The organism is Planomonospora sp. ID82291, assembly GCF_015711645.1.
Lineage (GTDB): Bacteria > Actinomycetota > Actinomycetes > Streptosporangiales > Streptosporangiaceae > Planomonospora.
This window is the reverse complement of record NZ_JABTEX010000003.1, coordinates 1,025,238-1,051,941: the sequence shown is the minus strand read 5'-3', so window position 1 is coordinate 1,051,941 and position 26,704 is coordinate 1,025,238. Positions and strand designations below refer to the sequence as shown.

General features: G+C 73.9%; 21 protein-coding genes. 19 read left to right on the top strand and 2 right to left on the bottom strand.

All coding sequences use genetic code 11. From position 1 onward, the window contains the following. Positions 1-103: 103 nt before the first annotated feature. The 11 genes from HS045_RS23885 to HS045_RS23835 all read left to right on the top strand — a co-directional run bounded on the left by HS045_RS23885 (position 104) and on the right by HS045_RS23835 (position 15,060). A complete protein-coding gene (locus HS045_RS23885) occupies positions 104-1,183 on the top strand; it encodes a Gfo/Idh/MocA family protein (protein WP_196453615.1) in 1,080 nt (359 codons plus the stop codon). Positions 1,184-1,497: 314 nt separating this feature from the next. Beyond that, complete coding sequence (locus tag HS045_RS36250) at positions 1,498-3,537, top strand: beta-galactosidase (protein ID WP_307827671.1); 2,040 nt, start codon at positions 1,498-1,500, stop codon at positions 3,535-3,537. Between the two features lie 30 nt (positions 3,538-3,567). Beyond that, on the top strand, positions 3,568-4,197 hold the full coding sequence (locus HS045_RS23875) for a DUF1961 family protein (protein ID WP_196453614.1): 630 nt from the start codon (positions 3,568-3,570) through the stop codon (positions 4,195-4,197). 140 nt (positions 4,198-4,337) lie between these two features. Continuing rightward, positions 4,338-4,961 carry a YesL family protein gene (locus HS045_RS23870; protein WP_196453613.1) on the top strand — a complete coding sequence of 208 codons (624 nt, stop codon included), beginning with the start codon at positions 4,338-4,340 and terminating at the stop codon, positions 4,959-4,961. Then, complete coding sequence (locus HS045_RS23865; protein WP_230884560.1) at positions 4,958-6,508, top strand: extracellular solute-binding protein; 1,551 nt, start codon at positions 4,958-4,960, stop codon at positions 6,506-6,508. Before HS045_RS23870 ends, HS045_RS23865 begins: the two co-directional genes overlap by 4 nt. A 190-nt stretch (positions 6,509-6,698) precedes the next feature. Then, positions 6,699-7,673 (top strand): sugar ABC transporter permease, encoded by a 975-nt coding sequence (locus HS045_RS23860; protein WP_196453612.1) that lies wholly within the window; start codon positions 6,699-6,701, stop codon positions 7,671-7,673. Between the two features lie 12 nt (positions 7,674-7,685). Then, complete coding sequence (locus tag HS045_RS23855; RefSeq protein ID WP_196453611.1) at positions 7,686-8,561, top strand: carbohydrate ABC transporter permease; 876 nt, start codon at positions 7,686-7,688, stop codon at positions 8,559-8,561. Further along, positions 8,558-11,275 (top strand): Tat pathway signal sequence domain protein, encoded by a 2,718-nt coding sequence (locus HS045_RS23850; RefSeq protein WP_307827670.1) that lies wholly within the window; start codon positions 8,558-8,560, stop codon positions 11,273-11,275. Before HS045_RS23855 ends, HS045_RS23850 begins: the two co-directional genes overlap by 4 nt. A gap of 136 nt (positions 11,276-11,411) precedes the next feature. After that, on the top strand, positions 11,412-11,729 hold the full coding sequence (locus HS045_RS23845; protein WP_196453610.1) for an L-rhamnose mutarotase: 318 nt from the start codon (positions 11,412-11,414) through the stop codon (positions 11,727-11,729). A 10-nt stretch (positions 11,730-11,739) separates the two neighbouring features. Beyond that, positions 11,740-12,900, top strand: coding sequence for an L-rhamnose isomerase (gene rhaI, locus HS045_RS23840; RefSeq protein WP_196453609.1), 1,161 nt, complete (start codon positions 11,740-11,742; stop codon positions 12,898-12,900). Positions 12,901-13,011: 111 nt separating this feature from the next. After that, complete coding sequence (locus HS045_RS23835; protein WP_196453608.1) at positions 13,012-15,060, top strand: bifunctional aldolase/short-chain dehydrogenase; 2,049 nt, start codon at positions 13,012-13,014, stop codon at positions 15,058-15,060. A gap of 6 nt (positions 15,061-15,066) precedes the next feature. Here the strand turns inward: HS045_RS23835 and HS045_RS23830 are convergent, their stop codons facing one another. Further along, positions 15,067-16,536, bottom strand: a complete 1,470-nt coding sequence (locus tag HS045_RS23830) for an NERD domain-containing protein kinase family protein (RefSeq protein ID WP_196453607.1) — start codon at positions 16,534-16,536, stop codon at positions 15,067-15,069. A 149-nt stretch (positions 16,537-16,685) separates the two neighbouring features. On the opposite strand from HS045_RS23830, the gene HS045_RS23825 reads away from it, so the two are divergent. The 8 genes from HS045_RS23825 (at position 16,686) to plsX (ending at position 25,945) form a co-directional block, all read left to right on the top strand. Then, positions 16,686-18,647 (top strand): AarF/ABC1/UbiB kinase family protein, encoded by a 1,962-nt coding sequence (locus HS045_RS23825; protein ID WP_230884559.1) that lies wholly within the window; start codon positions 16,686-16,688, stop codon positions 18,645-18,647. Positions 18,648-18,728: 81 nt separating this feature from the next. Then, on the top strand, positions 18,729-19,142 hold the full coding sequence (locus HS045_RS23820) for a phage holin family protein (protein ID WP_230884558.1): 414 nt from the start codon (positions 18,729-18,731) through the stop codon (positions 19,140-19,142). After that, positions 19,139-19,996: a DUF3618 domain-containing protein gene (locus HS045_RS23815; RefSeq protein WP_196453606.1), complete on the top strand. Its 858-nt coding sequence runs from the start codon at positions 19,139-19,141 to the stop codon at positions 19,994-19,996. Before HS045_RS23820 ends, HS045_RS23815 begins: the two co-directional genes overlap by 4 nt. Then, the gene (locus tag HS045_RS23810; protein WP_196453605.1) at positions 19,997-20,950 is read left to right on the top strand and encodes a YihY/virulence factor BrkB family protein; all 954 of its coding nucleotides are present in this window, start codon (positions 19,997-19,999) and stop codon (positions 20,948-20,950) included. Positions 20,951-20,961: 11 nt separating this feature from the next. Continuing rightward, positions 20,962-22,179 (top strand): GAF domain-containing sensor histidine kinase, encoded by a 1,218-nt coding sequence (locus tag HS045_RS23805; protein WP_196453604.1) that lies wholly within the window; start codon positions 20,962-20,964, stop codon positions 22,177-22,179. A 183-nt stretch (positions 22,180-22,362) separates the two neighbouring features. After that, positions 22,363-23,823 carry a phytoene desaturase family protein gene (crtI, locus tag HS045_RS23800; protein WP_196453603.1) on the top strand — a complete coding sequence of 487 codons (1,461 nt, stop codon included), beginning with the start codon at positions 22,363-22,365 and terminating at the stop codon, positions 23,821-23,823. Continuing rightward, complete coding sequence (locus tag HS045_RS23795; protein WP_230884557.1) at positions 23,820-24,944, top strand: phytoene/squalene synthase family protein; 1,125 nt, start codon at positions 23,820-23,822, stop codon at positions 24,942-24,944. The genes crtI and HS045_RS23795 overlap by 4 nt, the downstream gene beginning before the upstream one ends. Before the next feature lie 32 nt (positions 24,945-24,976). Then, a complete protein-coding gene (gene plsX / locus HS045_RS23790; RefSeq protein ID WP_196453602.1) occupies positions 24,977-25,945 on the top strand; it encodes a phosphate acyltransferase PlsX in 969 nt (322 codons plus the stop codon). Between the two features lie 38 nt (positions 25,946-25,983). Here the strand turns inward: plsX and HS045_RS23785 are convergent, their stop codons facing one another. Next, positions 25,984-26,691: a spheroidene monooxygenase gene (locus HS045_RS23785; RefSeq protein ID WP_230884556.1), complete on the bottom strand. Its 708-nt coding sequence runs from the start codon at positions 26,689-26,691 to the stop codon at positions 25,984-25,986. Between the last annotated feature and the right edge of the window lie 13 nt (positions 26,692-26,704).

Here is a 26,704-nt window from a genome sequence, read left to right as displayed (position 1 = left end):
AGTCACCGGTCCCGTGGAAGGGGCGAACGGCGTTGACATCCCGGGAAAGGCCGCCCTAGCGTCCCCGCTCGTCGGTAAAACGTTCTACATACGAGGTCATCTCATGATCCGAGCCGCCATCGTGGGTGCGGGGGCCGTCGCCGCGCACGGGCACGTCCCCGCCCTCCACGCCCATCGGGACCGCGTCGCGCCGGTGGCGGTGGTCGACGTCGACGCGGCCAGGGCGCGGGCGTTCGCCGCCGAGCACGGGATCCCGGCAGTCCACACCGATCTGACCGGCATGCTGGCGGCCGAGCGGCCCGACCTGGTGCTCGTCTGCACCCCGCCGCACCTGCACGCCGACCAGGCGACCGCGTGCCTGGCCGCCGGGGCCTGGGTGTGGTGCGAGAAGCCGCTCTGCCGCTCGCTGGCCGAGTACGACCGGATCCAGGCGGCCGAGGGCCCCGCGGCCCCCGGGGGTCCCGGCGGCCACGGGGGCGCGGCCGGCCCCTACCTGACGGTCGTCTACCAGCAGCGCTTCGGCTCCGGGGCCGAGCACCTGCGCGAGCTGGCCGCGTCCGGGGCGCTCGGCCGCCCGCTGGTGGGCCTGTGCACCACCGCCTGGCACCGCGGCGCGGACTACTACGCCGTGCCGTACCGCGGCCGGTGGGAGACCGAGGGCGGCGGCACCACCGTGCTGCACGGCATCCACCAGATGGACCTGATGCTCTCGGTGTTCGGTGACTGGGCGGAGATCCGCGCGATGGCCGGGCGGCTGGACCGGCCCGTCGAGACCGAGGACGTCTCGATGGCGGCGGTGCGGTTCGAGAGCGGCGCGATGGCGAGCGTGGTCACCAGCGTGCTCTCGCCCCGCCAGGAGAGCCACCTGCGCTTCGACTTCGCCGGGGGCACGGTCGAGCTGCGCCACCTGTACGGCTACCGCAACGCGGACTGGACGTCGACCTCGCCGCTGTGGAACCCGCCCCGGGACGTGCCGAGCGGGCACGCGGCGCAGCTCGCCACGGTCCTCGACGCCTTCGAGCGGGGGGAGCGGCCGCCCGCGAGCGGGGCCGACGGCCGCCGGGCGATGGAGTTCGTCACCGCGCTGTACGCCTCGGCGCTGACCGGCCGCCCCGTGCACCGGGGGGAGATCACCCCGGACAGCCCCTTCTACCACCGGCTCGACGGCGGTCGCGGCCTGTGAACGGGACGCGGCGATTGAAACGTTCTTCCTCGCCGGAGATCGGACCGGGGTCCCGGCTTCCCGCGGATCTGTAACGTTCGGGTAACCCGGGCGGGAAGCGCGGAGGGCGGCCGGACCGCCGATCACGCCCACTGCCTGGGAAAAGGCTTTCCCGGGTGATCCCGTCCTGCGGCCGTGCCGTACGGGCGGCGGGGAGCGCGGGCGGAAAGGGGTCTTGTGCGCCCGATAGGGGAACGTTTTAATCCCCGGTTAAGCGGACGTGACACGTTCGTGTGAGCGGTGACACCCAGGCAACGGCTGTGATGTGAAGGGCGGTGGGCGGCGTGCGCGGCGGGATCGCCTACGGCGGGGACTGGAACCCCGAGCAGTGGCCCGAGGAGACCTGGGCGCAGGACGTCGCGCTGATGCGCGAGGCCGGGGTCACCCGGGTGAGCGTCGGGATCTTCGCCTGGTCGATGCTGGAGCCCGCCGAGGGCGTCTTCACGTTCGACTGGTTCGACCGGGTCATGGACCTGCTGGCCGGTGCGGGCATCGAGGCCTGCCTGGCCACCCCGACCGCCTCCCCGCCGCCGTGGTTCGGCCGCGCCCACCCCGAGGCCCTGCCGGTGGACGCCGACGGGCGCCGGCTGCACCACGGGAGCCGCCAGGGCTTCTGCCCCAGCTCGCCCGTCTACCGGGCCAAGGCCCTGGAGATCGCCGAGCGGGTCGCCCTGCGCTACGCCGGCCACCCGGCGCTGGCCCTGTGGCACGTGCACAACGAGTACGGCTGCCACAACGCCCGCTGCCACTGCGACGTCTCCGCCGCGGCGTTCCGCGGCTGGCTGCGCGAGCGGTACGGCACGCTGGAGGCGCTCAACGACGCCTGGGGGACGGCGTTCTGGTCCCAGCGCTACGGGGACTGGGACGAGATCCTGACCCCCCGCGCCACCCCGAGCTTCACCAACCCCGGCCAGCAGCTCGACTTCCGCCGGTTCAGCTCCGACACCCTGGTCGGGCTCTACACCGCCGAGCGCGACCTGCTCCGGAAGATCACCCCCGAGGTGCCCGCGACCACCAACCTGATGGCGGGCACCCACTGGGACATGGACTGCTGGGACCTCGCCGCCGAACTGGACGTGGTCGCCACCGACCACTACCTGGCCGGCGAGCGGGCCGAGCCGCACGTCGACCTGGCCTTCGCCGCGGACTTCGCCCGCTCCCTGGGCGGGGGCCGCCCGTGGCTGCTGATGGAGCACTCCACCAGCGCGGTCAACTGGCAGGGCCGCAACCTGGCCAAGACCCCCGGCGAGCTGCGCCGCAACTCCCTGGCGCACCTGGCCAGGGGCGCCGACGCGATCATGTTCTTCCAGTGGCGGGCCTCGCGGGCCGGGGCCGAGAAGTGGCACTCGGCGATGCTGCCGCACGCGGGCACCGCGACCAAGATCTGGCGGGAGACGGCCGCGCTCGGCGCCGAACTGGCGGGCCTGGCCGAGGTGGCCGGGAGCACGGTCCGCGCCGATGCCGCGATCCTGGTGGACCACGCCGGCGTCTGGGCCCAGGACCACCCCGCCCAGCCCACCGCCGACCTGGACCCGGTCGAGGAGGCCAAGCGCTGGCACGCGGCGCTCTGGCGGGCCGGGGTCACCTGCGACCTGGCCCGTCCCGAGGCGGACCTGTCCGGCTACCGCCTGGTGCTGGTCCCCGCGCTCTACCTGGTGAGCGACGCCGGGGCGGCGAACGTGGCGGACGTCGCGCGGCGGGGCGGGACCGTGGTCGTGGGACCGTACAGCGGGATCGTCGACGACTGCGACCGGGTCCGGCTCGGCGGCTACCCCGGGGCGTGGCGGGAGCTGCTCGGGGTGACGACCGAGGAGTTCTTCCCGCTCCCGCCGGAGCGCACCCTCCGGCTGACCGGCGGCGGGACCGGCCGGATCTGGAGCGAGGCGGCCCGCGCCACGACCGCCGAGACGCTCGACGCCTACGCCGAGGGGCCGCTGGCCGGCACGCCCGCCTGGACGCGCAACGCGTGGGGCGCGGGGGCGGCCCACTACCTGACCACCCGGCTCGACGACGCCGCCCTGGCCGCCGTGCTGGCCGCGGCCCGCGCCGAGGCGGGAGTGGAGCCGGTCGCCGCGGCCCCGCCCGGGGTCGAGGTCGTCCGGCGCTCGCACCCCGACGGCCGGTCCTACCTGTTCGCGGTCAACCACACCGGCGCCGAGGCGGTCGTCGCGGCCACGGGCACCGCCCTGCCGGGCGGCGAACCGGTGGACGGCGCGCTGGCGGTCCCCGCGGGGGAGGTCCGCGTGGTCCGCGAGGGCGGGCCGGGCACGGGTGCGGTCCGCGAGGGCGGGCCGGGCACAGGATGGAGGCCGTGACGGACGACCGCAGACAGGAGAGACGACGGCATGCCGTACCGCAACCCCCTCGCCTCGCCCGCGGACCTTGACGGGTTCCGCCTGGAAGGGGAGGGGGCGATCACCTTCCCCCGGGGCAGGATGCGCCTGGAGAGCCTCCGCCCTCCCGAGGACGGGCAGGACGCCAACATCGTCCTGTGGTGTCCCGAGGACTTCCCGGCGGACGTCACGGTCGAGTGGGACTTCTGGCCCGTCCACGAGCCGGGCCTGTGCATCCTGTTCTTCCACGCCAGGGGCAGGCGGGGCGAGGACCTGTTCGACCTCGCACCGCGGACCGGCCCCTACGAGCAGTACCACCACGGCGACCTGGACGCCTACCACGTGTCCTACTTCCGCCGCAGGTGGCCTTCCGAGCGCCGGCTGCACACCTGCAACCTGCGCAAGAGCCACGGCTTCCACCTCGTCGCGCAGGGCGCCGACCCGCTCCCGGCGGTGCTGGACGCCCAGGGCCCCTACCCCGTGCGCCTGACCGTGCGCCGAGGGGAGATCGCCTTCTCGATCGGCGAGGTGGTCTCGTTCCGCTGGCGGGACGAGGACCCGCTGCGCGGAGGGAAGATCGGCTTCCGGCAGATGGCCCCGATGATCGGGGAGTACGCGAATCTGCGGGTCTCCTCTCATTGACACCTCGGTAAACACGCCGGTACTTTTCACACCTCTCGTCCCGATTGTTCTCTTTTTTGCTAAGAAAATAATCATTTCTTTATCAGAATGGGAAATCCGGTGCGATACCTCACTCCGCGCGACGCGTCCGGCGGTGCACGATGACCGCCTGGTCGATCAGGCTCTACACGGCCTGCGACGAGCTGCTGTGGGCGGCCCGGCTCAACCTCGCCTGGCTCGCCTTCACGCTCGCGGGCGGGGTGGTCCTGGGCGTCGGCCCGGCGACCGTCGCGGCGTACGCGCTGGCCCGGCGGCACGCCCGGTACGAGTCGTTCCCGCTGTGGAGGGAGTTCGCGGCCGTCTACCGGCGGGAGTTCCTCCGCGGGTCGCTGCTGGTGCTCCCGCCGGTCGCGGTGGCCGGCGTGCTGGCGGCCAACCACCTGTACTTCTCGGCCCTCGGGCCGGGGGCGCAGCCGGCCCGGACGGCGACCCTCGCGGCGCTGGTCGCGCTGGCCGCCGTCACCGCCTACCTGCTGCCGATGTACGTCCACTACGACCTGCCGCCGCTCGCCTGCCTGCCCCGGGCGTCGCGAATGGCGCTGGCCCGTCCCGCGTCCTCGATCCTGCTGCTGTTCACCCTCTCGGCGGTGGTGTCCGCGGCCGCGGCCCTGCCGATCCTGGCGCCCGTGCTCGGCGCCGGCGCCTGGATCCAGCTGAACACCTGGCTCTGCCTGCGCTTCTTCGACGAGAACGAGGCGTACCTGCACCCGAAAGGCAACCGATGAAAACCACCCCCCGCCGGCTCCTCGCCGGAACGGTCGCACTCACCACGGCCCTGCTCGCCGCCGCCTGCGGCGGCGACGACGCGGGACGGCAGGCCGCGAGCAACGAGCTGACCATGATGGTCCCGCTGTTCGGCACCGCCCCCGACCCCAAGGGCGAGGTGCACCAGGCGGTCGAGAAGGTCGTCGGCAAGAAGCTCAAGATCACCTGGGTGCCGAACGCCGAGTACGGCGACAAGACCAACGTGGTGCTCGCCTCGGACGAGATCCCGCAGGTCATGGTCGTCCAGGGCAAGACCGCCGCGTTCGTGCAGGCCGCGCAGGCCGGAGCGTTCTGGGAGCTCACCGACAGGCTGGACAAGTACCCGAACCTGAAGGCCAAGTCCGAGCAGGCCGAGCTCAACGCCTCGATCAACGGCAAGGTCTTCGGCATCTACCGGGTCCGCCCGCTGCTCCGCTCGGCCGTGCTCTACCGCAAGGACTGGCTGGACAAGCTCGACCTGAAGGTGCCCGAGACCGTCGACGAGCTCTACGAGGTCGCCAAGGCGTTCACCGAGAAGGACCCGGACGGCAACGGCAAGAAGGACACCTACGGACTGATCATCCCCAAGTGGCCCACCCCGGTCTTCTGCAGCTCCAGCCCGTACAACGTGATCGAGACCTGGTTCGGCGCCCCGAACTGCTACGGCGACCGCGGCGGCAGGCTCACGCCGACCTTCGACACCGAGGAGTTCTACACCGCCAACCGGTGGCTGAAGAAGATGGTCGACGAGGGCCTGGTCAACCCCGACTTCGCCACCCTCGACTCGGCCAAGTGGAACGACCCGTTCTACCAGGGCAAGGGCGGCATCATCATCGACGTCAACGTCCGCGCCTCCCAGATGTACGGCCTGCTCAAGGAGCAGGACCCGGAGAACTACGGCGACAAGCTGGCCATGGGAGGCAACCTCAAGCGCTCCGACGGCCAGAAGTTCTCCCAGCCCTTCGACGGCTACAACGGCTTCCTGGCCGTCTCCAAGCAGAGCGTGCGCACCGAGGCCGAGCTCGACGACGTGCTGAAGGCCCTGGACCGGCTGGCCACCAAGGAGGGCCAGACCCTGCTGGCCAACGGCATCGAGGGGCGCAACTTCAAACTGGAGAACGGCTTCGACGTGCCGGTCAACGACGACGACCCGGCCGTCAAGACCATCAACAACGACGTCGACTTCGCCTTCATCCAGCTCGGCACCTGGGCGACCATCGGCATGGGCGTCTACGAGCAGATGCCCACCAACGAGGCCGAGCGGGAGAACCTCAGGATCCGCAAGGAGCTGGTGGAGCTCGACCTGCAGACGGCCGTGCACAACCCGGCGCTGCCGATCGTCTCGCCCACCTACGTCAGCAAGGGCGCGGTCCTCGACCCGATCGTCTCCGACGCCCGGGTGAAGTACCTGGCCGGCGAGATCACCGAGGAGCAGCTGCGGGCCGAGGTCAAGCGCTGGCACGAGAGCGGCGGCGACCAGGTCGTCACGGAGATCAACGACCTGCACGCCGAGCTCGGCGGCGACTGAGCCGGACCGGTCCGGGCCGGCTGGGCCGATCCGGGGCCGATCCGGGGCCGACAGCCGGTCCAGAGCCGATCCAGAGCCGATCCAGAGCCGATCCAGAGCCGATCCAGAGCCGATCCAGAGCCGATCCAGAGCCGATCCGCAGGGGGCCCGGCGCGACCGCCGGGCCCCTCCTGAGAGAAAGGAGGCCGCTTTGGCCACCGACCTGGCGAAGCCTCCCGTGCAGGCGGCGCCTTCCGAGCCGGGACGCGCTTCCGGCAGGGTGCCGTTCCGCACCGCGCTGCGGCGCTACCGCTGGCTGTACCTGATGCTCGTCCCGGGCCTGGTCTACTTCGCGGTCTTCAAGTACCTGCCGATGTACGGCCTGACGATCGCCTTCCAGGACTTCGTGCCCTTCCTCGGCTACTCGGGCAGCGAGTGGGTCGGCTTCAAGCACTTCGAGGCGCTGTTCACCGGGCCCGACTTCGGCCGCCTGATGTTCAACACGCTCTTCCTCGCGGTGCTGACGGTGCTCTTCGTCTTCCCGGCCCCGATCGTCGTCGCGCTGATGCTCAACGAGCTGCGGGTCAGCGTGCTCAAGCGCTCGATCCAGTCGCTCATCTACATCCCGCACTTCCTGTCCTGGGCGATCGTCGCGTCCCTGACGTACCTGCTGCTCGCGGTGGATTTCGGGGTGATCGCCCGGTTCGTCCACGACCTGGTCGGCGGCCCCAAGGTCGACTACGTGGCGCAGCCGGACTGGTTCCGGCCGATCATCATCGTGCAGACGCTGTGGAAGGCCACCGGCTGGGGCACGATCATCTACCTGGCCGCGCTGGCCGGGGTGAACCCGAACCTCTACGAGGCGGCCCGCATGGACGGCGCGGGACGGTGGCGGCAGTTCTGGCACATCACGCTGCCGACCATCCGCCCCACGATCGTGGTCATGGCCATCCTCACCTCGGGCAACCTGCTCGACGCCAGCTTCGAGCAGATCTGGCTGATGACCAACTCGCTGAACCGCTCCGTGGCCGACGTGTTCGACACCTACGTCTACTACATCGGCATCACCCAGGGCGCCTTCAGCTACTCCACCGCCGTCGGCCTGTTCAAGGGCGTGGCCGGCGCCTTGCTGATCTTCGGCTCCAACTGGCTGGCCAAGCGCCTGGGCCAGCGCGGACTGTTCTAGGGAGGGCCGGCGATGTCCGTCAACCACTACAAGTCGTTCGGCAGCCGGGTGTTCGACGCGCTCAACATCCTGCTGCTCACGGGCCTGGCCCTGGTCATGATCCTGCCGCTGCTGTACGTCCTGGCCGGGTCGTTCGCCACCGAGTCGGAGATCGCCACCCGGCCGTTCTTCCTCTGGCCGGAGAAGTTCGTCACCGACACCTACGCCTACATCTTCGGCACCGACACCTTCGTGCGCGCCCTGGTCACCACGATCTGCGTGACGGCGGTCGGCACGGCGGTCCAGGTCATGCTGACGCTCACCATGGCCTACCCGCTGGCCAAGCGGTACCTGCCGGGCCGCACGCTGGTGCTGAACCTGGTCATCTTCACGGTGGTCTTCGGCGGCGGCATGATCCCCACCTACCTGGTCGTCCGCGACCTGGGGCTGCTCGACAGCTACTGGGCGCTCATCCTCCCGCTGGCGATCAACCCGTTCTACCTGATCATCGTCAAGAGCTTCTTCCAGGAGCTGCCGCAGGCCCTGGAGGAGTCGGCGCGCATCGACGGCTGCAGCGAGATGGGCGTCTTCTTCAAGATCGTCCTTCCGCTCTCCAAGCCGGTCATCGCGACGTTCTCGCTGTTCTACGCGGTGGGCATCTGGAACGACTACATGTCGCCGCTGCTGTACATCGACGACTCCAGCAAGTGGACGCTGCAGGTGCTGGTCCGGCAGTTCACCAGCGCCGACGCCGAGAACGCGCTCGCCCAGCTGGACTCGGTCTTCTTCCCGGCCGAGGGCCTGAAGTTCGCGGTCGTCGTCATCGCGACGCTGCCGATCCTGCTCTTCTACCCCTTCCTGCAGAAGCACTTCGCCAAGGGCGTGCTGATCGGCTCGGTGAAGGAGTGACGGCCCGGGAGGCGGTCGCCGGAGGGACCGCGGCCGGAGGAGCGGCGGCTGGGACGGCGGCCGGAGAGGCGACGGCCGGCGGGGAGCCGGCCGGAGGAGCGACGGCGCTGCGCTGGCTGGAGCGGCCGTGCCGGCAGGGCGTGACCTGGGGCGTGCCCTGGCCGCGCGGCGCGCTGCGGCCCGGCACCCCCTTCGCGCTCGCCGACGGCACCCCCGTGCAGAGCTGGACCACCGCGACCTGGCCCGACGGCTCGGTCAAGTGGTCGGCCCACGTCATCGGGCCGCAGGCCGTACCCGCCGGCTCCTACGCGCTGGTCCCCGGCGCCGAGCCCGCCGCGCCGGAGGATCCGGTGACCGTCACCCCGGCCGGCGGCGGGCTGCGGGTCGCCACCGGGCCGCTCTCCTGGACCCTGCCCGGGGCGGGCGCGACGGAGCTGATCGCGTCCGCCGCGCACGGCGGCACCGAGATCGTGCGCGGCGTGCGCCTGGTCAGCCTCCGCCAGGACACCCCCGACGAGGACGGCTCGCGCGTCCGCGAACCCGCCGCCGGCGTCGTCTCGGCGGTCGCCGTGGAGCAGGACGGTCCGGTGCGCGCGGTGGTGCGGCTGGAGGGCCGGCACGTCGCGGCGGGCGGGCGCTCCTGGCTGCCCTTCACCGTGCGGCTGTACTTCTACGCCGGGGCGCCGGACGTGCGCGTCGTGCACAGCTTCGTCTGGGACGGCGACGCCGCCGCCGACTTCCTCGCCGGACTGGGCCTGCGCGCCGAGGTGGTCATGCGCGACGCGCCGCACGACCGGCACGTCCGGCTGGCCGGGGCGGAGGGCTTCCTCACCGAGGCCGTGCGGGGCCTGACCGGCCTGCGCCGCGACCCGGGCGAGGCCGTACGGCGGGCGCAGACCGAGGGCCGGCCGGTCGGGGAGATCGGGAACCCGGAGGTGGCGGGCCGGCTGCACCTGATCCCGGTCTGGAACGACCACACCCTGGAGCAGAGCAGCGCCGACGGCTTCACCCTGCGCAAGCGCACCGCGCCCGGCCACGCCTGGGTCACCGTCCCGGCGGGCACCCGGTCGAAGGGGTACGGCTACGTCGGCGGGGTGAGCGGCGGCCTGGGCTTCGGCCTGCGCGACTTCTGGCGGCTGCACCCCACCCGGCTGGACGTGCGCGGCGCCGCCACCGAGACGGCCGAGGCGACCGTCTGGCTCTGGTCGCCCGGCGCGCCCCCGATGGACCTGCGCTTCTGGCACGACGGGATGGGCCAGGACACCCACGCCGGGCAGCTCGAAGGACTGGAGATCACCTACGAGGACCACGAGCCGGGCTTCGGCGACCCGTACGGCGTCGCCCGCACCCACGAGCTGGTCCTGCGGCTCCATCCGGCCACCCCGCCGAACGCGGAGCTGGCCGAGCACGCCGCGCTGCTGGAGGCGCCCGGCCTGCTCACCGCCGCGCCCGAGCGGCTGCGCGCGGCGGGCGTGTTCGGCGTCTGGTCGCCGCCCGACCGGTCGGACCCGGCCGCCGCGGCGATCGAGGACCGGCTGGACTTCCTGTTCGACTTCTACGCGCGCCAGCGCGAGGAGCGCCGGTGGTACGGGTTCTGGGACTACGGCGACGTCATGCACGCCTACGACCCCGACCGGCACACCTGGCGCTACGACGTGGGCGGCTACGCCTGGGACAACTCCGAGCTCTCGCCGGACCTGTGGCTGTGGTACCAGTACCTGCGCACCGGCCGCGCCGACGTCTTCCGGTTCGCCGAGGCGATGACCCGGCACACCGGCGAGGTGGACGTCCACCACCTGGGCCGGTGGAAGGGGCTGGGCTCCCGGCACAACGTGCAGCACTGGGGGTGCAGCTGCAAGCAGCTGCGCGTCTCCAGCGCCGTCTACCGGCGCTTCTTCTTCTACCTGACCGCCGACGAGCGCACCGGGGACCTGCTCGACGAGCTCGCCGCGCCCGAGGAGACGTTCCTGGCCGTCGACCCGCTGCGCAAGGTCCGCCGCGACGCCTACGCCCCCGACCCCGCCGCCCTGTCGGTGGGGCTCGGCGTGGACTGGGGGGCGCTGGCCGCCGCCTGGCTGACCCGCTGGGAGCGGCACGGCGACGAGCGGGCCCGGGACCGGCTGCTGGGCACGATGGCGGACATCGCGGCGCTGCGGCACGGCTTCCTCACCGGCGAGGCCCGCCTGGACCTGGCGGCCGGGCGGTTCGACACCGCCCGGGAGGCCGTCGAGGTCTCCCACCTGTCGGCGGTGTTCGGGCTGCCGGAGGTCTGCGCGGAGCTGATCGACCTGGACCTGGGCGTGCCGGGCTTCGAGGAGGCCTGGCTGGACTACTGCCGGCTCTACCTGGCCGGGCCCGAGCGGCAGGCCGCCGAGCTGGGCCGCGCGCTGGAGGGCGTCTCGCTGATCCAGGCGCACAGCAGGCTCGCCGCCTACGCCGCGGCCCGCACCGGCGACGCGGAACTCGCCCGGCTCGCCTGGCGGGCGTTCTTCCGCGACGAGGGCGACCGGCTCAACGTCAACCCGCTGCAGCGCGAGCGCGACTGGCGGCTGACCGGCGTCCGCGGCCCGGCCGTGCTCATGCCGGTCACCGAGGCGCCCTTCGTCTCCACCAACGACGCCGCCCAGTACGGCCTGGCGGCGATCCAGAACCTGGCGCTCGTCCGCGAGCACCTGCCCGACGATCCCGATGATCTTCCGGGGGACGCGAGTTAAAACGTGTTACTCCGGATCACCGTCCGATTCCGTGAATATTCGACCTATATTTCCGATTTATCCACATTGACAGGCAGGTGTGCACGCCGTACCTTCCTGGAAGTTCTTAAAACGTTTTGAGGAGACTGGAGCCCGTGTGCAGCGCGTCTGCTTCCTGCTGAAGGTCCGGCCCGAGCGGCTGGAGGAGTACCGAGAGCGGCACCGGCAGGTGTGGCCGGAGATGCTCGACGCCCTGCGGCGGGCGGGGTGGCGCAACTACTCGCTGTTCCTGCGCCCCGACGGGCTGCTGGTGGGCTACCTGGAGACGGAGGACTTCGCCGCCGCCCGCGCGGCGATGGCCGCGACCGAGGTCAACGCCCGCTGGCAGGCCGAGATGGCGCCGTTCTTCGAAGCCCTCGACGGGCGTCCGGACGAGGGCATGAGCCCGCTCGACGAAGTGTTCCACCTGGACTGATCGGGAAGACATGACCACCGACATCAAGGCCGCGCTGCGGGCGCAGGCCATCGAGACCCCCTCCTGGGCGTACGGCAACTCCGGCACCCGGTTCAAGGTGTTCGCCCAGCCCGGAGTGCCGCGCGACCCGTTCGAGAAGCTGGCCGACGCCGCCCAGGTGCACGCCTTCACCGGCGTCGCGCCCAGCGTGGCGCTGCACATCCCGTGGGACGCGGTGGACGACTACGCGGCGCTGTCCGCGCACGCCGCGGCCCTGGGCGTGCGGATCGGCGCGATCAACTCCAACGTGTTCCAGGACGACGACTACCGGCTGGGCAGCGTCACCAACCCCGACCCGCGGATCCGGCGCAAGGCGACCGACCACCTGCTGGCGTGCGTGGACGTCATGGACGCCACCGGCTCCGACACGCTCAAGCTCTGGTTCTCCGACGGGATCAACTACCCCGGCCAGGACGACCTGCGGGCCCGCCAGGACCGGCTGGCCGAGGCCCTGTCGGAGGTCTACGACCGGCTCGGCGAGGGCCAGCGGTTCCTGCTGGAGTACAAGCTGTTCGAGCCGGCGTTCTACGCCACCGACGTGCCCGACTGGGGCACCGCCTACGCGCACTGCGTCCGGCTCGGGGACAGGGCGCAGGTCGTGGTGGACACCGGGCACCACGCGCCGGGCACCAACATCGAGTTCATCGTGGCGTTCCTGCTGCGCGAGGGCAGGCTCGGCGGCTTCGACTTCAACTCCCGCTTCTACGCCGACGACGACCTGATGGTCGGCTCGGCCGACCCGTTCCAGCTCTTCCGGATCATGTTCGAGGTGGTCCGCGGCGGTGGTTACGGGCCCGAGTCGGGCGTGGCGTTCATGCTCGACCAGTGCCACAACATCGAGCCGAAGATCGCCGGCCAGATCCGCTCGGTGATGAACGTCCAGGAGGCCACCGCCAAGGCGCTGCTGGTGGACGCCGGCGCGCTGGCCGCCGCGCAGGCGGCGGGGGACGTGCTGGGCGCCAACGCGGTGCTGATGGACGCCTACAACACCGACGTGCGGCCGCTCCTGGCGGAGGTGCGCGGGGAGGCGGGCCTGGACGGCGACCCGATGGCCGCCTACGCCCGGTCGGGCTACTTCGAGAAGGTCTGCGCCGAGCGGGTCGGCGGCACGCAGGCCGGCTGGGGCGCGTGAGCGCCGGGCGCCCCGGCCGGGAGCCCGTCCGCGGGGCCCGGCCGGGGCGCCTCCATCCCGGGGTCCCCGGGGACACGGACGATTCGCTGAAGGACTGGTTGGGACACGGACATGACGTCACCCGTTGAAGAACTGCTGCGGCGCTCGCACGCGCTCGGCGCCGACCCGCGCAACACCAACTACGCGGGCGGCAACACCTCCGCCAAGGGCACCGCCACCGACCCGGTCACCGGGACCGAGGCGGAGCTGATGTGGGTCAAGGGCTCCGGCGGCGACCTGGGCACGCTGCGCGAGGCGGGCCTGGCCGTCCTGCGCCTGGACCGGCTGCGCGCCCTGGCCGGGGTCTACCCCGGGGTCGGACGCGAGGACGAGATGGTCGCCGCCTTCGACCACTGCGCCTTCGGCAAGGGGGGCGCGGCCCCGTCGATCGACACCGCCATGCACGGCCTGGTCGACGCCGCCCACGTCGACCACCTGCACCCCGACGCGGGCATCGCGATCGCCACCGCCGCCGACGGCCCCGAGCTGACCCGGCGGATCTTCGGCGACCGGGTGGTCTGGGTGCCCTGGCGGCGGCCCGGCTTCCAGCTCGGTCTCGACATCGCCGCGATCAAGGCCGGCAACCCGGCGGCGATCGGCTGCGTCCTGGGCGGCCACGGCATCACCGCCTGGGGGGAGACCTCCGCCGCGTGCGAGGCGAACTCGCTGGAGATCATCCGTACCGCCGAGGCGTACATCGCCGAGCACGGCCGCCCCGACCCGTTCGGCGCGGTGCTGCCCGGCCGCGAGCCGCTGCCCGCGCCCGCCCGGCACGAGCGCGCCGCCGCGCTGCTCCCGCTGGTGCGCGGCCTGGCCTCGACCGACGCGCCGCAGGTCGGCCACTACACCGACACCCCCGAGGTGCTGGACTTCCTGGCGCGTGCCGAGCACCCCCGGCTGGCCGCGCTGGGCACCTCCTGCCCGGACCACTTCCTGCGCACCAAGGTCCGCCCTCTGGTGCTCGACCTGCCCGCCGACGCGCCCTTCGACGAGGCGGTCGCACGCCTGCGCGAGCTGCACGCCGCCTACCGGGCCGACTACGCCGCCTACTACGAGCGGTACGCCACCCCCGCCTCCCCGCCGATGCGCGGCGCCGACCCGGCGATCGTGCTGGTGCCCGGGGTCGGCATGTTCTCCTTCGGCAGGGACAAGCAGACCGCCCGGGTGGCCGGCGCGTTCTACGTCAACGCGATCAACGTGATGCGCGGCGCCGAGGCGCTGTCGTCGTACGCGCCGATCGAGGAGTCGGAGAAGTTCCGCATCGAGTACTGGGAGCTGGAGGAGGCCAAGCTCCGCCGGATGCCCGCGCCCCGGCCGCTGGCCGCCCGGGTGGCGCTGGTCACCGGCGGCGGCTCGGGCATCGGCGCGGCCACCGCCCGCCGGCTGGCCGCCGAGGGCGCGTGCGTGGTGGTGGCCGACCGCGACGCGGCCGCCGCGGAGAAGGTCGCCGCCGAGCTCGGCGCGAAGGCCCACCGGCCGGGCGACGTCGCGGTCGCCGTGGAGATGGACGTCACCTCCGAGGAGCAGGTCGCCGCCGCGGTACGGCAGGCCGTCCTGGCCTTCGGTGGCGTGGACCTGGTGGTCAACAACGCCGGCCTCTCGCTGTCGCGGTCGCTGCTGGAGACCACGGTCGCCGACTGGGACCTGCAGCACGACGTGATGGCCCGCGGCTCCTTCCTGGTCGCGCGGGAGACCGCCCGGGTGATGATCGACCAGGCGATGGGCGGCGACATCGTCTACATCTCCTCCAAGAACGCCGTCTTCGCCGGCCCGAACAACCTGGCGTACGGCGCGGCCAAGGCCGACCAGGCGCACCAGGTGCGGCTGCTCGCCGCCGAGCTGGGCGGGCACGGCATCCGGGTCAACGGGATCAACCCCGACGGGGTGGTGCGCGGCTCGGGCATCTTCGCCTCCGGCTGGGGCGCCAACCGGGCCGCGGTCTACGGGGTGGAGGAGGAGGAACTGGGTGAGTTCTACGCCCGGCGCACCCTGCTCAAGCGCGAGGTCCTGCCCGAGCACGTCGCGGCGGCCGTCTTCGCGCTGACCGGCGGCGACCTGGGCCGCACGACGGGACTGCACGTCCCGGTCGACTCGGGGGTGGCGGCGGCCTTCCTGCGCTGAGCCCGCTCAGTCCCGCCGGCCCGCGACGCGGCGGAGCGCCTCCCGGAACCGGCCCGGCCGGGCGGGCTCCGGCCGTACGCGGGGCGCGGGGGGCAGCCCGTCGCGGGCCCGCAGCAGGTCGGCGAGGGCCTCGGCGGCGGAGGGGCGTTTGTCCGGCGAGTGGTCGCGCATCCGGCGCAGCAGGTCCATCACCTCCGGCGCGACCCCGGGCGCGGCCCCGGGAGCGGAGCCTCCCGGCGCGGGCCCGGCGTCCGGGCTCGCGGGCGGCAGCGCGCCGGTGAGCAGCCGGAAGGCGATCACCCCGGCCGCGTAGACGTCGGAGGCCGCCGTCATCAGCTCCGGCCGGGCCCGGCACTCGGGGGCCGTGTAGTGGATGTCCAGCACGTTGGGCAGCTCGTTGGCCACGGTGTGCGCGCGGGGACCGGGCTTGGCGTAGTCGAACCCGGTCAGCATCGCGCGCCCGTCCTCGGTGACGAGCACGCAGGCGGGGCTGAGCGCCCGGTGGACCACGTTGTTGGCGTGCACGTGGGCCAGGCCGTCCAGCAGGTCCTCCACGATGCCCTCCCGCATGCCGGGCCGCTGCCCGGCGGACGGCGCGTGCCGACCGGAGGCGCCCAGGTACAGGTGGAGCGCGCGGCCGTGCACGTCGTCGAGGACCAGCACGAACCGGCTCTCGTCGTCGACGGCGAAGAAGTCGCGGGAGCGGACGACGCACGGGTGCGGCGGGATCCGGGTGAGGGCCTGGTAGGCGTTGGTGATCAGGTGCCGCTCGGCCTCCCGCGGCCCCTCCTCGGCCAGCGGGTCGGCCCGGTACACCCGCAGCAGGACCGTCTCGCCGCCGCGCACCGTCGCGTTGACCGCCCGGTACTCGGTGACCCGGTTGTCCCCGCCGAGCTCCTCCTCCACCTCCCAGTTGCCGAACCTCGGGGGCGCGGTGGAGCGCCGGACGCTCCCGTTGAGCGCCTCGATGATCGCCGTCCGGTACGGTCCGGTGTCGGTGCTGTAGCCGCGCCGGACCCGGGAGGCGTCGCCCAGCACCGCGATCAGCCCCGGCAGGTCCGTGACGTGCCGGGAGTCGCGGCCGGCCGGGTCGACCAGCTCGGCGTCGGCCCCGGTCAGCACGACGACGCTGTCGACGTAGACCCGCTCCAGCTCCCGGCGCGCCCGCATCAGCAGGCCCTTGAGCGCCCGCCCGTTGCCCCGCAGCTTGCTCACCGGCGAGCCGAACGCGCCGCGCCGCTCCGGGAACCACCGGGTCCCGGCCACCTCGATCCGGCCCCGGGTGCCCTTGACGTCGACGAGGCACAGGGAGTGGCCGGTCAGCACGACCAGGTCGACCTCGAAGGAGTCGTCCCCGCGCGGCACCTCGATGTTGTGCAGCAGCAGCCAGTCGCCGGGCGCGTTGTCCCGCAGGTGCGCGATGACCCGCCGCTCGGCGTCGTTGACCGGGCGTCCGCCACCGACGATCTGTGCCATGTCGCGCGTGCCGCCTTCCTCGCCGCGGTCCGGACCGGACGCCGCGCCCCGGGGAACCCCGCGTCCCGAATGGAACAAGGTTCCCATCCTTGCTTGTATACCTGCATTTCCGCCACTCGCTAGGGTGGCCGCCGGGAACAATGATCACGATGGGACGGGGAACGGTGGACCTCCTGGTGGTGGCGGGCCTGGCGGCCACGGTCGCGGTGATGCTGGCCGGATTCGCCGTGGCGGCGCGGCGCGTGCTCGGCCTGCGTTTCGGCGCGGTCCGCACGCTGCTGGCCGGGGCGCTGGTGATCGTCATCCTCGGGCCGACCATGCAGGCGTTCGCCGGGATCGTGGACCCCGCCGACGCGGGCGTCACCCCGCTGTGGTTCTTCATCCTGGCGACGCTGTGCGCGCTGCTCGCCGGGCTGGTGTTCCTGGTCGTCGCGGAGGCGCTGGTGCCGCCCGGCTCGCTGCCGGGACCGCTGGAGCTCCTCCGGGCGGCGCGCCGCCGGGCGGTCAGGTCGCGGCGCTACCTGCAGATCACCCGGATCCTCATCCGGCACGGCCTCGGCCCCTACCTGCGCGGGCGCGACCCCGGCCCGAGCGCCCCCGCCGGCCGGGCCCGGACGGCCGAGGCGCTGCGCCTGGCCCTCGACGAGGCCGGGGTCACCTTCGTCAAGCTCGGCCAGATCATGTCCACCCGCGGCGACCTGCTGCCCCCGGAGTTCGTCGGGGAGCTGCGGCTGCTCCAGGACCGGGCGGCCCCGGCGCCGTGGGCGGAGATCGAGCGGGTGCTCGCCGCCGAGCTCGGGGGACCGGTGGAGGAGGCGTTCGCGGAGTTCGAGCGCGAGCCCCTGGCCGCGGCCTCGATCGCGCAGGTCCACCGGGCGCGGCTGACCGGCGGCGAGGAAGTGGTGGTCAAGGTCCAGCGCCCGGGGATCGCGGCCGTGGTGGAGCAGGACCTCGACATCGTGGCGCGCCTGGCCCGGTCACTGGAGCGGCGGACCGGCTGGGGCCGCTCGTTCGGTGTGGGCGAACTGGCCCGGGGCTTCGCCGAGGCGCTGCGGGAGGAGCTCGACTTCCGGGTGGAGAGCGCCAACATGGCCGCCGTGGCCGCCGCCTCCGCGGGCGAACCGGTCCGCGTCCCCGTGCCCCGGCCGGAGCTGTCCTCGCGGCGGGTGCTGGTGATGGAGCGCCTGCGGGGCGTGCCGTTCGGCGGTGCCGTACCGGAGGGGACGGACCGGCAGGCGCTCGCCAGGACCCTGCTGGAGACGCTGCTCCGCCAGATCATGGTGCACGGCGTCTTCCACGCCGACCCGCACCCCGGCAACATCATGCTGCTGGAGGACGGCCGGCTGGGGCTGCTGGACTTCGGCTCGGTGGGACGGCTCGACGCCGCGTTGCGCGGCGCGCTGCAGCGCCTGCTGACCGCCCTGGACCGGGGCGACCCGCTGGGCGTGAGCGACGCGCTGCTGGAGGTCGTGGCGCGCCCCGACGAGATCGACGAGCGCGAGCTGGAGCGCGACCTCGGCCGGTTCATGGCGCGGCACCTGGTCACCGGGACCGCCCCCGACATGCGGATGTTCTCGCACCTGTTCCGCGTCGTCTCCGCGCACGGGCTGGCGGTGCCGCCCGAGGTCGCGGCGGTGTTCCGGGCGCTGGGCACCGCCGAGGGCACGCTGGCGCGGCTCGCCCCCGGATTCGACGTCGTCGCCGAGGCGCGGGCCTTCTCCGCCCGCCACCTCACCGAGCGGGGCGGCCCGGAGCGGATCCGGCAGACCGTGACGCAGGAGGCGCTGCACCTGATGCCCATGCTGCGCCGCCTGCCCCGCCGGGTGGAGCGGATCGTCGGAGCCGCCGAGCACGGCCGGTTCGGGGTGAACGTCCGGTTGTTCGCCGACGAGCGCGACCGGCGCTACGTGACCGGGGTGCTCCACCAGGTGCTGCTGACCGTCCTGGCGGCCACCACCGGGATCATGGCCGTCCTCCTGCTCGGCACCGAGGGCGGGCCGTCCGTCACGCCGGGGGTCGGCCTGCTGCAGCTCTTCGGGTACAACCTGCTGGCGATCAGCGCCATGCTGGGCCTGCGGGTCCTGGTGCTGATCTTCCGTTCGGAGCGCTGACCGCCGGGCGGCGCGGCCGGCCGCATGTTTGCCGTGGCAGGAGAGGGTAGCGCCTACCTCTGTAGGGAGGAGGCGCGTCACATGGCGAGTCACATGGCGAACGGTACGAAAGAGGGCCTTTCCACCGGCGAGCTGATCAAGCAGATCTCGGAGGAGGTCTCCCTGCTGATCAGGGACGAGCTCAAGCTGGCCAGGATCGAGCTCGCGGAGAAGGGCCGGCACGCGGGACGGGGCGCGGGAATGGTCGGCGGGGCGGGAGTCATCGCCCTGTTCGGAGGCGGCGCCCTGGTGGCCGCGGTCATCCTGCTCCTCGCCCAGGTGATGCCCGCGTGGGCGGCCGCGGCGGTCGTCGGCGCGGTGCTGCTGCTCGCGGCCGCGGTCCTCGGGCTCCGCGGCAAGCGCCAGGTGTCCGAGGCGGGCTCGCCCGCCCCGCAGCGGACCATCCGCAGTGTCAGGAACGACATCGACGCCGTGAAGGAGAGGGCACACCGATGAGTGAGACCGACCCGGGCCGCGGCCAGGACGTCGCGCCCGCGGGGACGACCGGTTCCCGCAGACAGGAGATCGGCACCCCGGTGCCCCCGGACGAGCGCGGGTCGCTGAACATCCCGCCGAACGAGCCCGGCCCGAGCGGGGCCGCGGGCTCCCGGGCCGGGGGGACGCCCACCGACGACCTCGGCCTCCCGCCCTGGGAGAGCGACGGGACCCCCGACCTGGTCAGACGCGACAGGGGTTCCGCGCGCGGGCCGGAGACCCCGGAGGAGGCCGTGCGGCGGGAGATCGAGGAGACCCGCCGCGAACTGGGAGACAGCGTGGAGGCACTGGTGCACAAGGCCGACGTGAAGGGCCGGGTCCAGGCGCGCGTCCAGGAGAAGGCCGCCCACGTGGGCGACGACCTCAAGCGCATGGGCGCCGCCACGGCCGGTACGGCCACCGGCATGCTGGACCGGGTCAAGGACGCGGCGCCCGAGATGCTGGACAAGGCCCGCCAGGCCACGCCCGCCGAGGTCAGGCACGCCGCGGAGAAGGTCTCGACGGAGGCCGGCCGGCGGCCCGCCGCGACCCTGGCGGTGGCCGCCGCCGTCGCGCTGGCCGTCGTCCGCGTCCTGCGGCGCCGGCGCGGCGGACGGGCCGAGGCGGTCCGCGTCCCGCGGCTGGGACGGGGCACCCGGGTGAACACGGCGCGCGTCCCGTGGGTCAGGAGGGGCCGGACCGTGCGGACGGCGCGCGTCCCGTGGCTGAGGAAGGGCTCCGGGACCGCGACGGCGCGGTTCCCGTGGGTCGGCAGGAGCGGGAAGGACACGGGGGGCGTGGCGGCGCGCCTCCTGCGGCCGGGGAAGCGCCGGTAGATGAGCACGGCGCGAGCAGCCGGGGCCCCCGCGGGCCCCGGCGCCCCCGAGACGCCCGCGCAGCTGCCGCCGAGGGCCTGGTGGGGGGTCCTCAAGCGGACGGTCGGAGAGTTCCAGCGGGACAACGTGGCGGACTGGGCCGCCGCCCTCACCTACTACGCGGTGCTGTCGGTCTTCCCCGCCCTGATCGTGCTGGTCTCGCTGTCCGGCCTGGTCGGGCAGGACGTGATCTCCACGATCCTGAGCCAGGTCGCGGCGGTCGCCCCCGAGGACGTCACGAAGCTGGTCGCACAGCAGGTGGGGAACCTGCGGCGGAGCGGCGGGACCGGCCTGGTCGCGATCGTGGGTCTGCTGGTGGCGCTCTGGTCGGCGTCCGGCTACATCGCGGCCTTCGTCCGGGCCGGGAACGCCATCTACGACATCGAGGAGGGCCGGCCGTTCTGGAAGCTGACCCCGCTGCGGGTCGGCCTGACCCTGGTCTTCGTCGTGCTGATGGCCGCCGGCGCGGTGATCGTCACCTTCACCGGCGAGCTCGCCCGGATCGCGGGTGAGGCCCTCGGCTTCGGCGAGACGGCGGTCGCGGTCTGGGGCTACGCCAAGTGGCCCGTCCTGCTGCTGATCACCTCGTCCCTGGTGATGCTCCTGTACTGGGCGGCGCCCAACGTCCGCCAGCCCGGGTTCCCCTGGATCAGCCCCGGCGGCCTGCTGGCGGTGCTGCTGTGGATCGTGGTCTCCCTCGGATTCGCGGTCTACGTGGCCAACTTCGGCTCCTACAACAAGACCTACGGCACCCTCGGCGCCGTGGTGGTCTTCCTCATCTGGCTCTGGCTGTCGAACATGGCGATCCTGCTGGGCGCCGAGTTCGACGCCGAGCTGATGCGCGCCAGGAAGATCGCCGCGGGGCATCCGCCGACGGCCGAGCCGTACGCCGAGCCGCGGGACCCCGCCGAGTAGGAGGTGCCGCGATGACCTCCTGGCCGTGGCCGGCGGACGAGGCCGGACGGCTGCGCGAGCTGGAGGAGCTGCACGCCCTCGACACCGTCCCCGAGCCGCGGTTCTCCGCCATCGCGTCCCTGGCCGCGCACATGTGCGGCACTCCGCTCGGGCTGGTCAACCTGGTCGGGCGCGACAAGCAGTACCTCAAGGGCCGGCACGGCACCGAGTGGACCGAGATGGACCGGCACGACTCGTTCTGCCAGTACACCATCTGCGGCCACCAGATCATGGAGATCCCCGACGCCCGGGCCGATCCCCGCTTCCGCGGCAACTCGATCGTGGTCGGGGAGCCGTACGTGCGCTTCTACGCCGGAGCGCCGGTGATCGGCGCCCACGGCCACGCCCTGGGCACGGTGTGCGTGGCCGACACCCGGCCGCGCGGGCTCTCGGACGACCAGCGCCAGGCGCTGACGACCCTGGCGGGCAACACCGCCGGGCTGCTGGAGCTGCACCGCCACGCCCTGCGGTCCGACCGGATGCTGCGCCGGGTGCAGGAGGTCGAGGAGCTGAAGAACCAGTTCCTGCGCACCGTCAACCACGAGCTGCGCACGCCGCTGACCTCGATCAGCTCCTACCTGCAGCTGCTCCAGGACGGAGACCTGGACGAGGCCACCGAGCAGCGGTTCCTGCGGATCATCGAGCGCAACAGCGGCCGGCTGCGCGAGCTGCTGGACAGGCTCCTGCTGATGGCCAGCCTCAACGCCGGCACCGCCGTCCTGACGCCGGAGCGGGCCGACCTGGCCGCCCTGGCCCACCAGACGGTGGCCGCGCTGGCCGAACGGGCCCGCGCCGGAGGGCTCACCATGACCGTGCACGCTCCCGAGGCCGTGGTGGCCTGCGCGGACGCCGGACGGGTCCGGCACGCCCTGACCCAGTTGCTGGACAACGCGATCAAGTTCACCCCGCCGGGAGGCCGCGTCGAGGTGACCGTGCGGGGCGATCCGGCTCCGACCGTGGAGGTGTGCGACACCGGCATCGGCATCGCCCCCGCCGACGTCGAGCACGTCTTCGACGACTTCTACCGGTCTCCCGAGGCCGAGGAGCGGGCGATCGGAGGCGTCGGCATCGGGCTGTCCATCGCCAGGAGGATCATCGAGCTGCACGACGGCACCCTGGAGATCGACAGCCGCCCGGACGGGGGCACCCGGGTCCGCCTCGTCCTGCCCGCCGAGGGCTCCTGTCCGTGAGGCGGCTCCTGCGGGCAGGCACCGGATGCATCCGCGGGCACGCCCCGGCCGAAGAGCCGGGTAGTGATCGCACGCCTCTTTGCGCGATTCCGGGAGATGAACGAGCCGGAAGCGGGCAGGGGCACGGAGCGACCGCCGCCGGGCCGACCGGGCCGGCGGTCCGGTGGAGAGCGAGGAGCGCGCATGGGCCCGACCGTGGTGATCGGAGCCGGGCTCGGTGGCCTGGCCGCGGCGATGCGGCTGGCCGCCGCAGGACGGGACGTGACCGTGGTGGAGGCCCGCGACGTGCCCGGCGGCTGCTGCGGGACCGCCCGGCTGGGGGAGTACCGCTTCGACACCGGGCCGTCGGTGCTCACCATGCCCGACGTCCTGGCCGACGCCTTCGCCGCGGCGGGCGAGGACCTGGAGACCTGGCTGCCGCTGCGCCGGCTGGACCCGTACTACCGGCTGCGCTACCACGACGGCTCCCACCTGGACGTGGTGGCGGGCGAGGACGCGATGGCCGAGGAGGTGCGGCGGCTGTGCGGGGCGGCGGAGGCGGGCCGCTACCGGCGCTTCCGGGCCCGCCTCGCCGAGCTGTTCGCGGTCGAGTGGGACGCCTTCATCGACCGGGACATGACCCGGCTGCGGCACCTGGCCCGCCCCGCCGCCATGGCCCGCCTGGCCGCGCTGGGCGGGTTCCGGCGGCTGGACCGCCTGGTGGCGGGCCACCTCACCGACCCCCGGCTGATCAGGGCGCACACCTTCCAGGCGCTGTACGTCGGCCTCTCGCCCCGGCAGGCGCTCGGCATCTACGCCGTGATCGCCCACATGGACACCGTCGGCGGCGTCTACTTCCCCCGGCACGGCGGCATGCACGCCATCCCGCAGGCCATGGCGGCCGTGGCGGAGAAGGCCGGGGCGCTGCTGCGGTACGGCGTGCGCGCCGTCCGGGTCGAGGCGGACTCCTCGGGGGTCGGCGGGGTCCGGCTGGACACCGGCGAGCGCCTGGCCGCCCGCGACGTCGTGGTCGCCTGCGACCTGCCGTCCGCCCACGCCGGGCTGCTGCCGCGCGGCGCGGGCGACTGGCGGCTGCGCCGGCCCCGCTACTCGCCGTCCTGCCTGGTGCTGCACTTCGGCCTCGACCGGCGCCTGCCCGGCCAGGCCCACCACACCCTGCACTTCGGCCGGGAGTGGCACGCGTCCTTCGCCGACCTGGCCCGGGGCAGGCCGCAGGGGGATCCGAACCTGCTCGTCACCCACCCCTCGTCCGACTCCGGCGCCGCGCCCGCCGGGCACACCACGCTCACCGTGCTGGAACCCGCGCCCAACCTGCAGCGCGCCCGCTGGGGCGGCGGGCTCACCCCGCGTCTGGAGGAGCGTCTGCTGGGCAGGCTCGCCGACCTCGGGTACGGCGACCTGTCCGGCGCTCCCCGGCTCGGCTTCGACCCGCCCGGCTGGGCCGCGCTCGGCCACTCGGCGGGCACCCCGTTCGCGCTGGACCACCGGTTCCGGCAGACGGCCTGGTTCCGCCCGGCGGGCGCCGCCCGGCGGGTCCCCGGCCTGCACTTCGCCGGCATGTACACCGCGCCGGGGGTGGGGGTCCCCCCGGTGCTGATCTCCGGCCGGCTGGCCGCCGAACGCATCCTGGAGGGCCGCCGATGACACCGCCGCCCACCCCGCCGGGCGCCCCGCACCCGGCCGGGCTCGGGGCCGCACCGGCGCCCGGGGCCGTGTCCGGGGCCGTGTCCGCGCTTTCCCGTGCGTCCGCGTCTTCCCGTGCGTCCGCGTCTTCCCGTGCGTCCGCGTCGTCGGGCGCGTCCGCTGCTTCCCGCGGGTCCGCGTCCCCGCCCGTCTCCTCGCGTCCCGTCTCGCTGACCCGCAGCTACGAGCTCTGCCGCCGGCTGAACGCCCGCCACGGCCGCTCCTACTACCTGGCGACCCTCCTGCTGCCCGCCTGGAAGCGCCCGCACGTGCACGCGCTGTACGGCTTCGCCCGGCACGCCGACGAGATCGTCGACTCCTTCACGATGACCGGCGACCGGGAGGCCGCCCTCGACGAGCTGGCCGGGCGGCTGGCCCCCGCGCTCGCCGGGGAGGCCACCGGCGACCCGGTGCTGCCCGCCTTCGCGCAGACCGTGCGCTGCTTCGGCATCGACCACGCCGACATCGAGGCGTTCCTGACGTCGATGCGGGCCGACCTGACCGTCACCCGCTACGACACCTACGACGACCTGCTCGGCTACATGGAAGGCTCGGCCGCCGTCATCGGCACGATGATGCTGCCCGTGCTCGAACCCCTGCCCGGCCTGGCCGGGCGGGCGCGCGAACCGGCCCGCCAGCTCGGGCTGGCCTTCCAGCTCACCAACTTCCTGCGCGACGTCGCCGAGGACCTGTCGCGCGGCCGGGTCTACCTGCCGCTGGCCGACCTGGACCGGTTCGGCGTCTCCGTCGCCGACCTGGGACGGAACGCGCCCACCCGGGCCCTGCGCGACCTGCTGGCCTTCGAGGCGGAACGGGCGCGCGCGCACTACCGGCGGGCGGCGGAGGGGATCGCCCTGCTCACCCCCTCCTCCCGGCCCTGCGTGCGCGCGGCCCACGAGCTGTACGGCGGCATCCTCGACCGGATCGAGGCCGTCGGCTACGACGTGCTGGGCGGCCGGGCGACCGTGCCCCGCCGCCGCCGGCTGGCCGTCTTCGCCCGGCACCTGTCCGCGGCGGCCGCGGCGGGCCGGGCGGAGCGCCGGGCGGCCGGAGCGCTGCGGCCCGGGTGGGAGGGCCGCTGACCACCATCCACCACCGTTGCCAGGAGGACACGATGCCGGAACCGGTCGTCGTCGACGCGATGGGCGGGGACCACGGGCCCGCCGAGACCGTCAGGGGAGCCGTGAGCGCCCTGCGGGAGCACGGGGTGCCGGTGCTGCTCGTCGGCCGGGCCGAGGAGGTCCGCCGGGAACTGGTGCGGCACGGCGCCTGCGGGGAGATCGAGGTGGTCCACGCCGAGGAGGTCGTCCCGATGGAGGAGCGGGGCCCGGGGGCGCTCGCCGGCGGCTCCAGCATCACGGTCGGCTGCGAGCTGCTGCGCCGGGGCGCCGGGGCCGCCTTCGTCTCGGCGGGCTCCACGGGGGCGGTCGTCTCGTGCGCGATCCGGAGCGTCGGCCGGGCCGAGACCGTGCTCCGCCCCGCCCTGGCCATCGCGCTTCCCCAGGTCACCGGCGGCTCCAGCGTGCTGCTCGACGCCGGGGCGACCGCCGACCCCACCCCCGAGATGGTCGCCGGGTTCGCGCTCCTGGGCACCTCCTACGCCCGGCTCGTGCTCGGTACGGCCGAGCCGTCGGTGGGCCTGCTCTCGATCGGCTCCGAGCCGGGCAAGGGCAACCGGCTGACCCGCAGGACCGAGGAGCTGCTCCGCCGGCTGCCGCTGCGCTTCCACGGCACCGTCGAGGGCCACGACGTGCTGGCGGGCGTCGTGGACGTGATCGTCACCGACGGCTTCACCGGCAACGTGGTGCTCAAGAACGTCGAGGGGGCGGTCAGGACGACCCTGGCGATGATCGCGCACGCCGGGATCGCCCGGCCGGAGGAGCTGCGGGAGGTGGCCGGCCGCTACGACCCCGAGACGCACGGGGGCGCCGCGCTGCTCGGGCTGAGCCGTACCGTCGTCGTCGCGCACGGCTCCTCGCGCGCCCGCACGATCGCCCGGGCGTGCGTGGTGGCGCGCGACCTCGCCCGGGGCGCCGGCCCGGTCCGGGTGCCCGGCCGCCACGCGGCGGAAGCGGCCCGGTGACCCGGTCCGGCGAGGCGGCTGCGGACCCCGTGCGCCGGCTACGGGCGCGGGGAGGCGGGGAGACCCGCCAGGGGGTCGGTCCCGTTCCAGGTCCCCGTGCTGCCGTAGGGGGCGAACCGGGTGAACATCTCCTCCGCGTACCAGTCCTCGCCCCGGGTCCGCGCGATCACCCGGCGGTGGGCCCGGCCCCGGTGGGCGAAGTCCCGGACCGCGGCGGCGTCGCGCCACAGCGAGAACGTGGCCTGCCGGGCCAGCGGCCACTCCCCGACGCCGACCGAGGCCAGGCAGCCGTCCTGCTCCCGGAGCAGGGCGTCGACGGCGGGGACCGAGCGGTAGAAGGCGACCAGCCGGGACGGCCGGATCGAGGCCCTGGTCAGCACCGCGACCGGGCCGGAGCCCTGCTGCGCGCCCGGCGCCCCGGCCCGGCCGGCGCCGCCCCGGGACGGGACGCCTCCGGCCGGGCCGGTTCCGAGCGGGCCGAACGGGTCGACCCCGCCCCAGCTCCCGCGCGAGGCCAGCGGCACGAGCCGTACCTGCCAGGACTCCACGGCCTCGTCGCGCCAGCGCGCCGCCACCGGGGAGCGGGCCAGGAAGGCGTCCAGGTCCCGCTCACCGCGCCAGACCGCGAACAGCGCCCAGCGGCGCAGGTCCGCGCCCAGGCTCGTGGACGCGCCCCGGCCGGACCCCAGCAGCCGCCGGAACACCAGCCCGGGGGTGCGCGCCAGCACCGGCCGGTCGAACGCCATGTGCCGCGCGGCT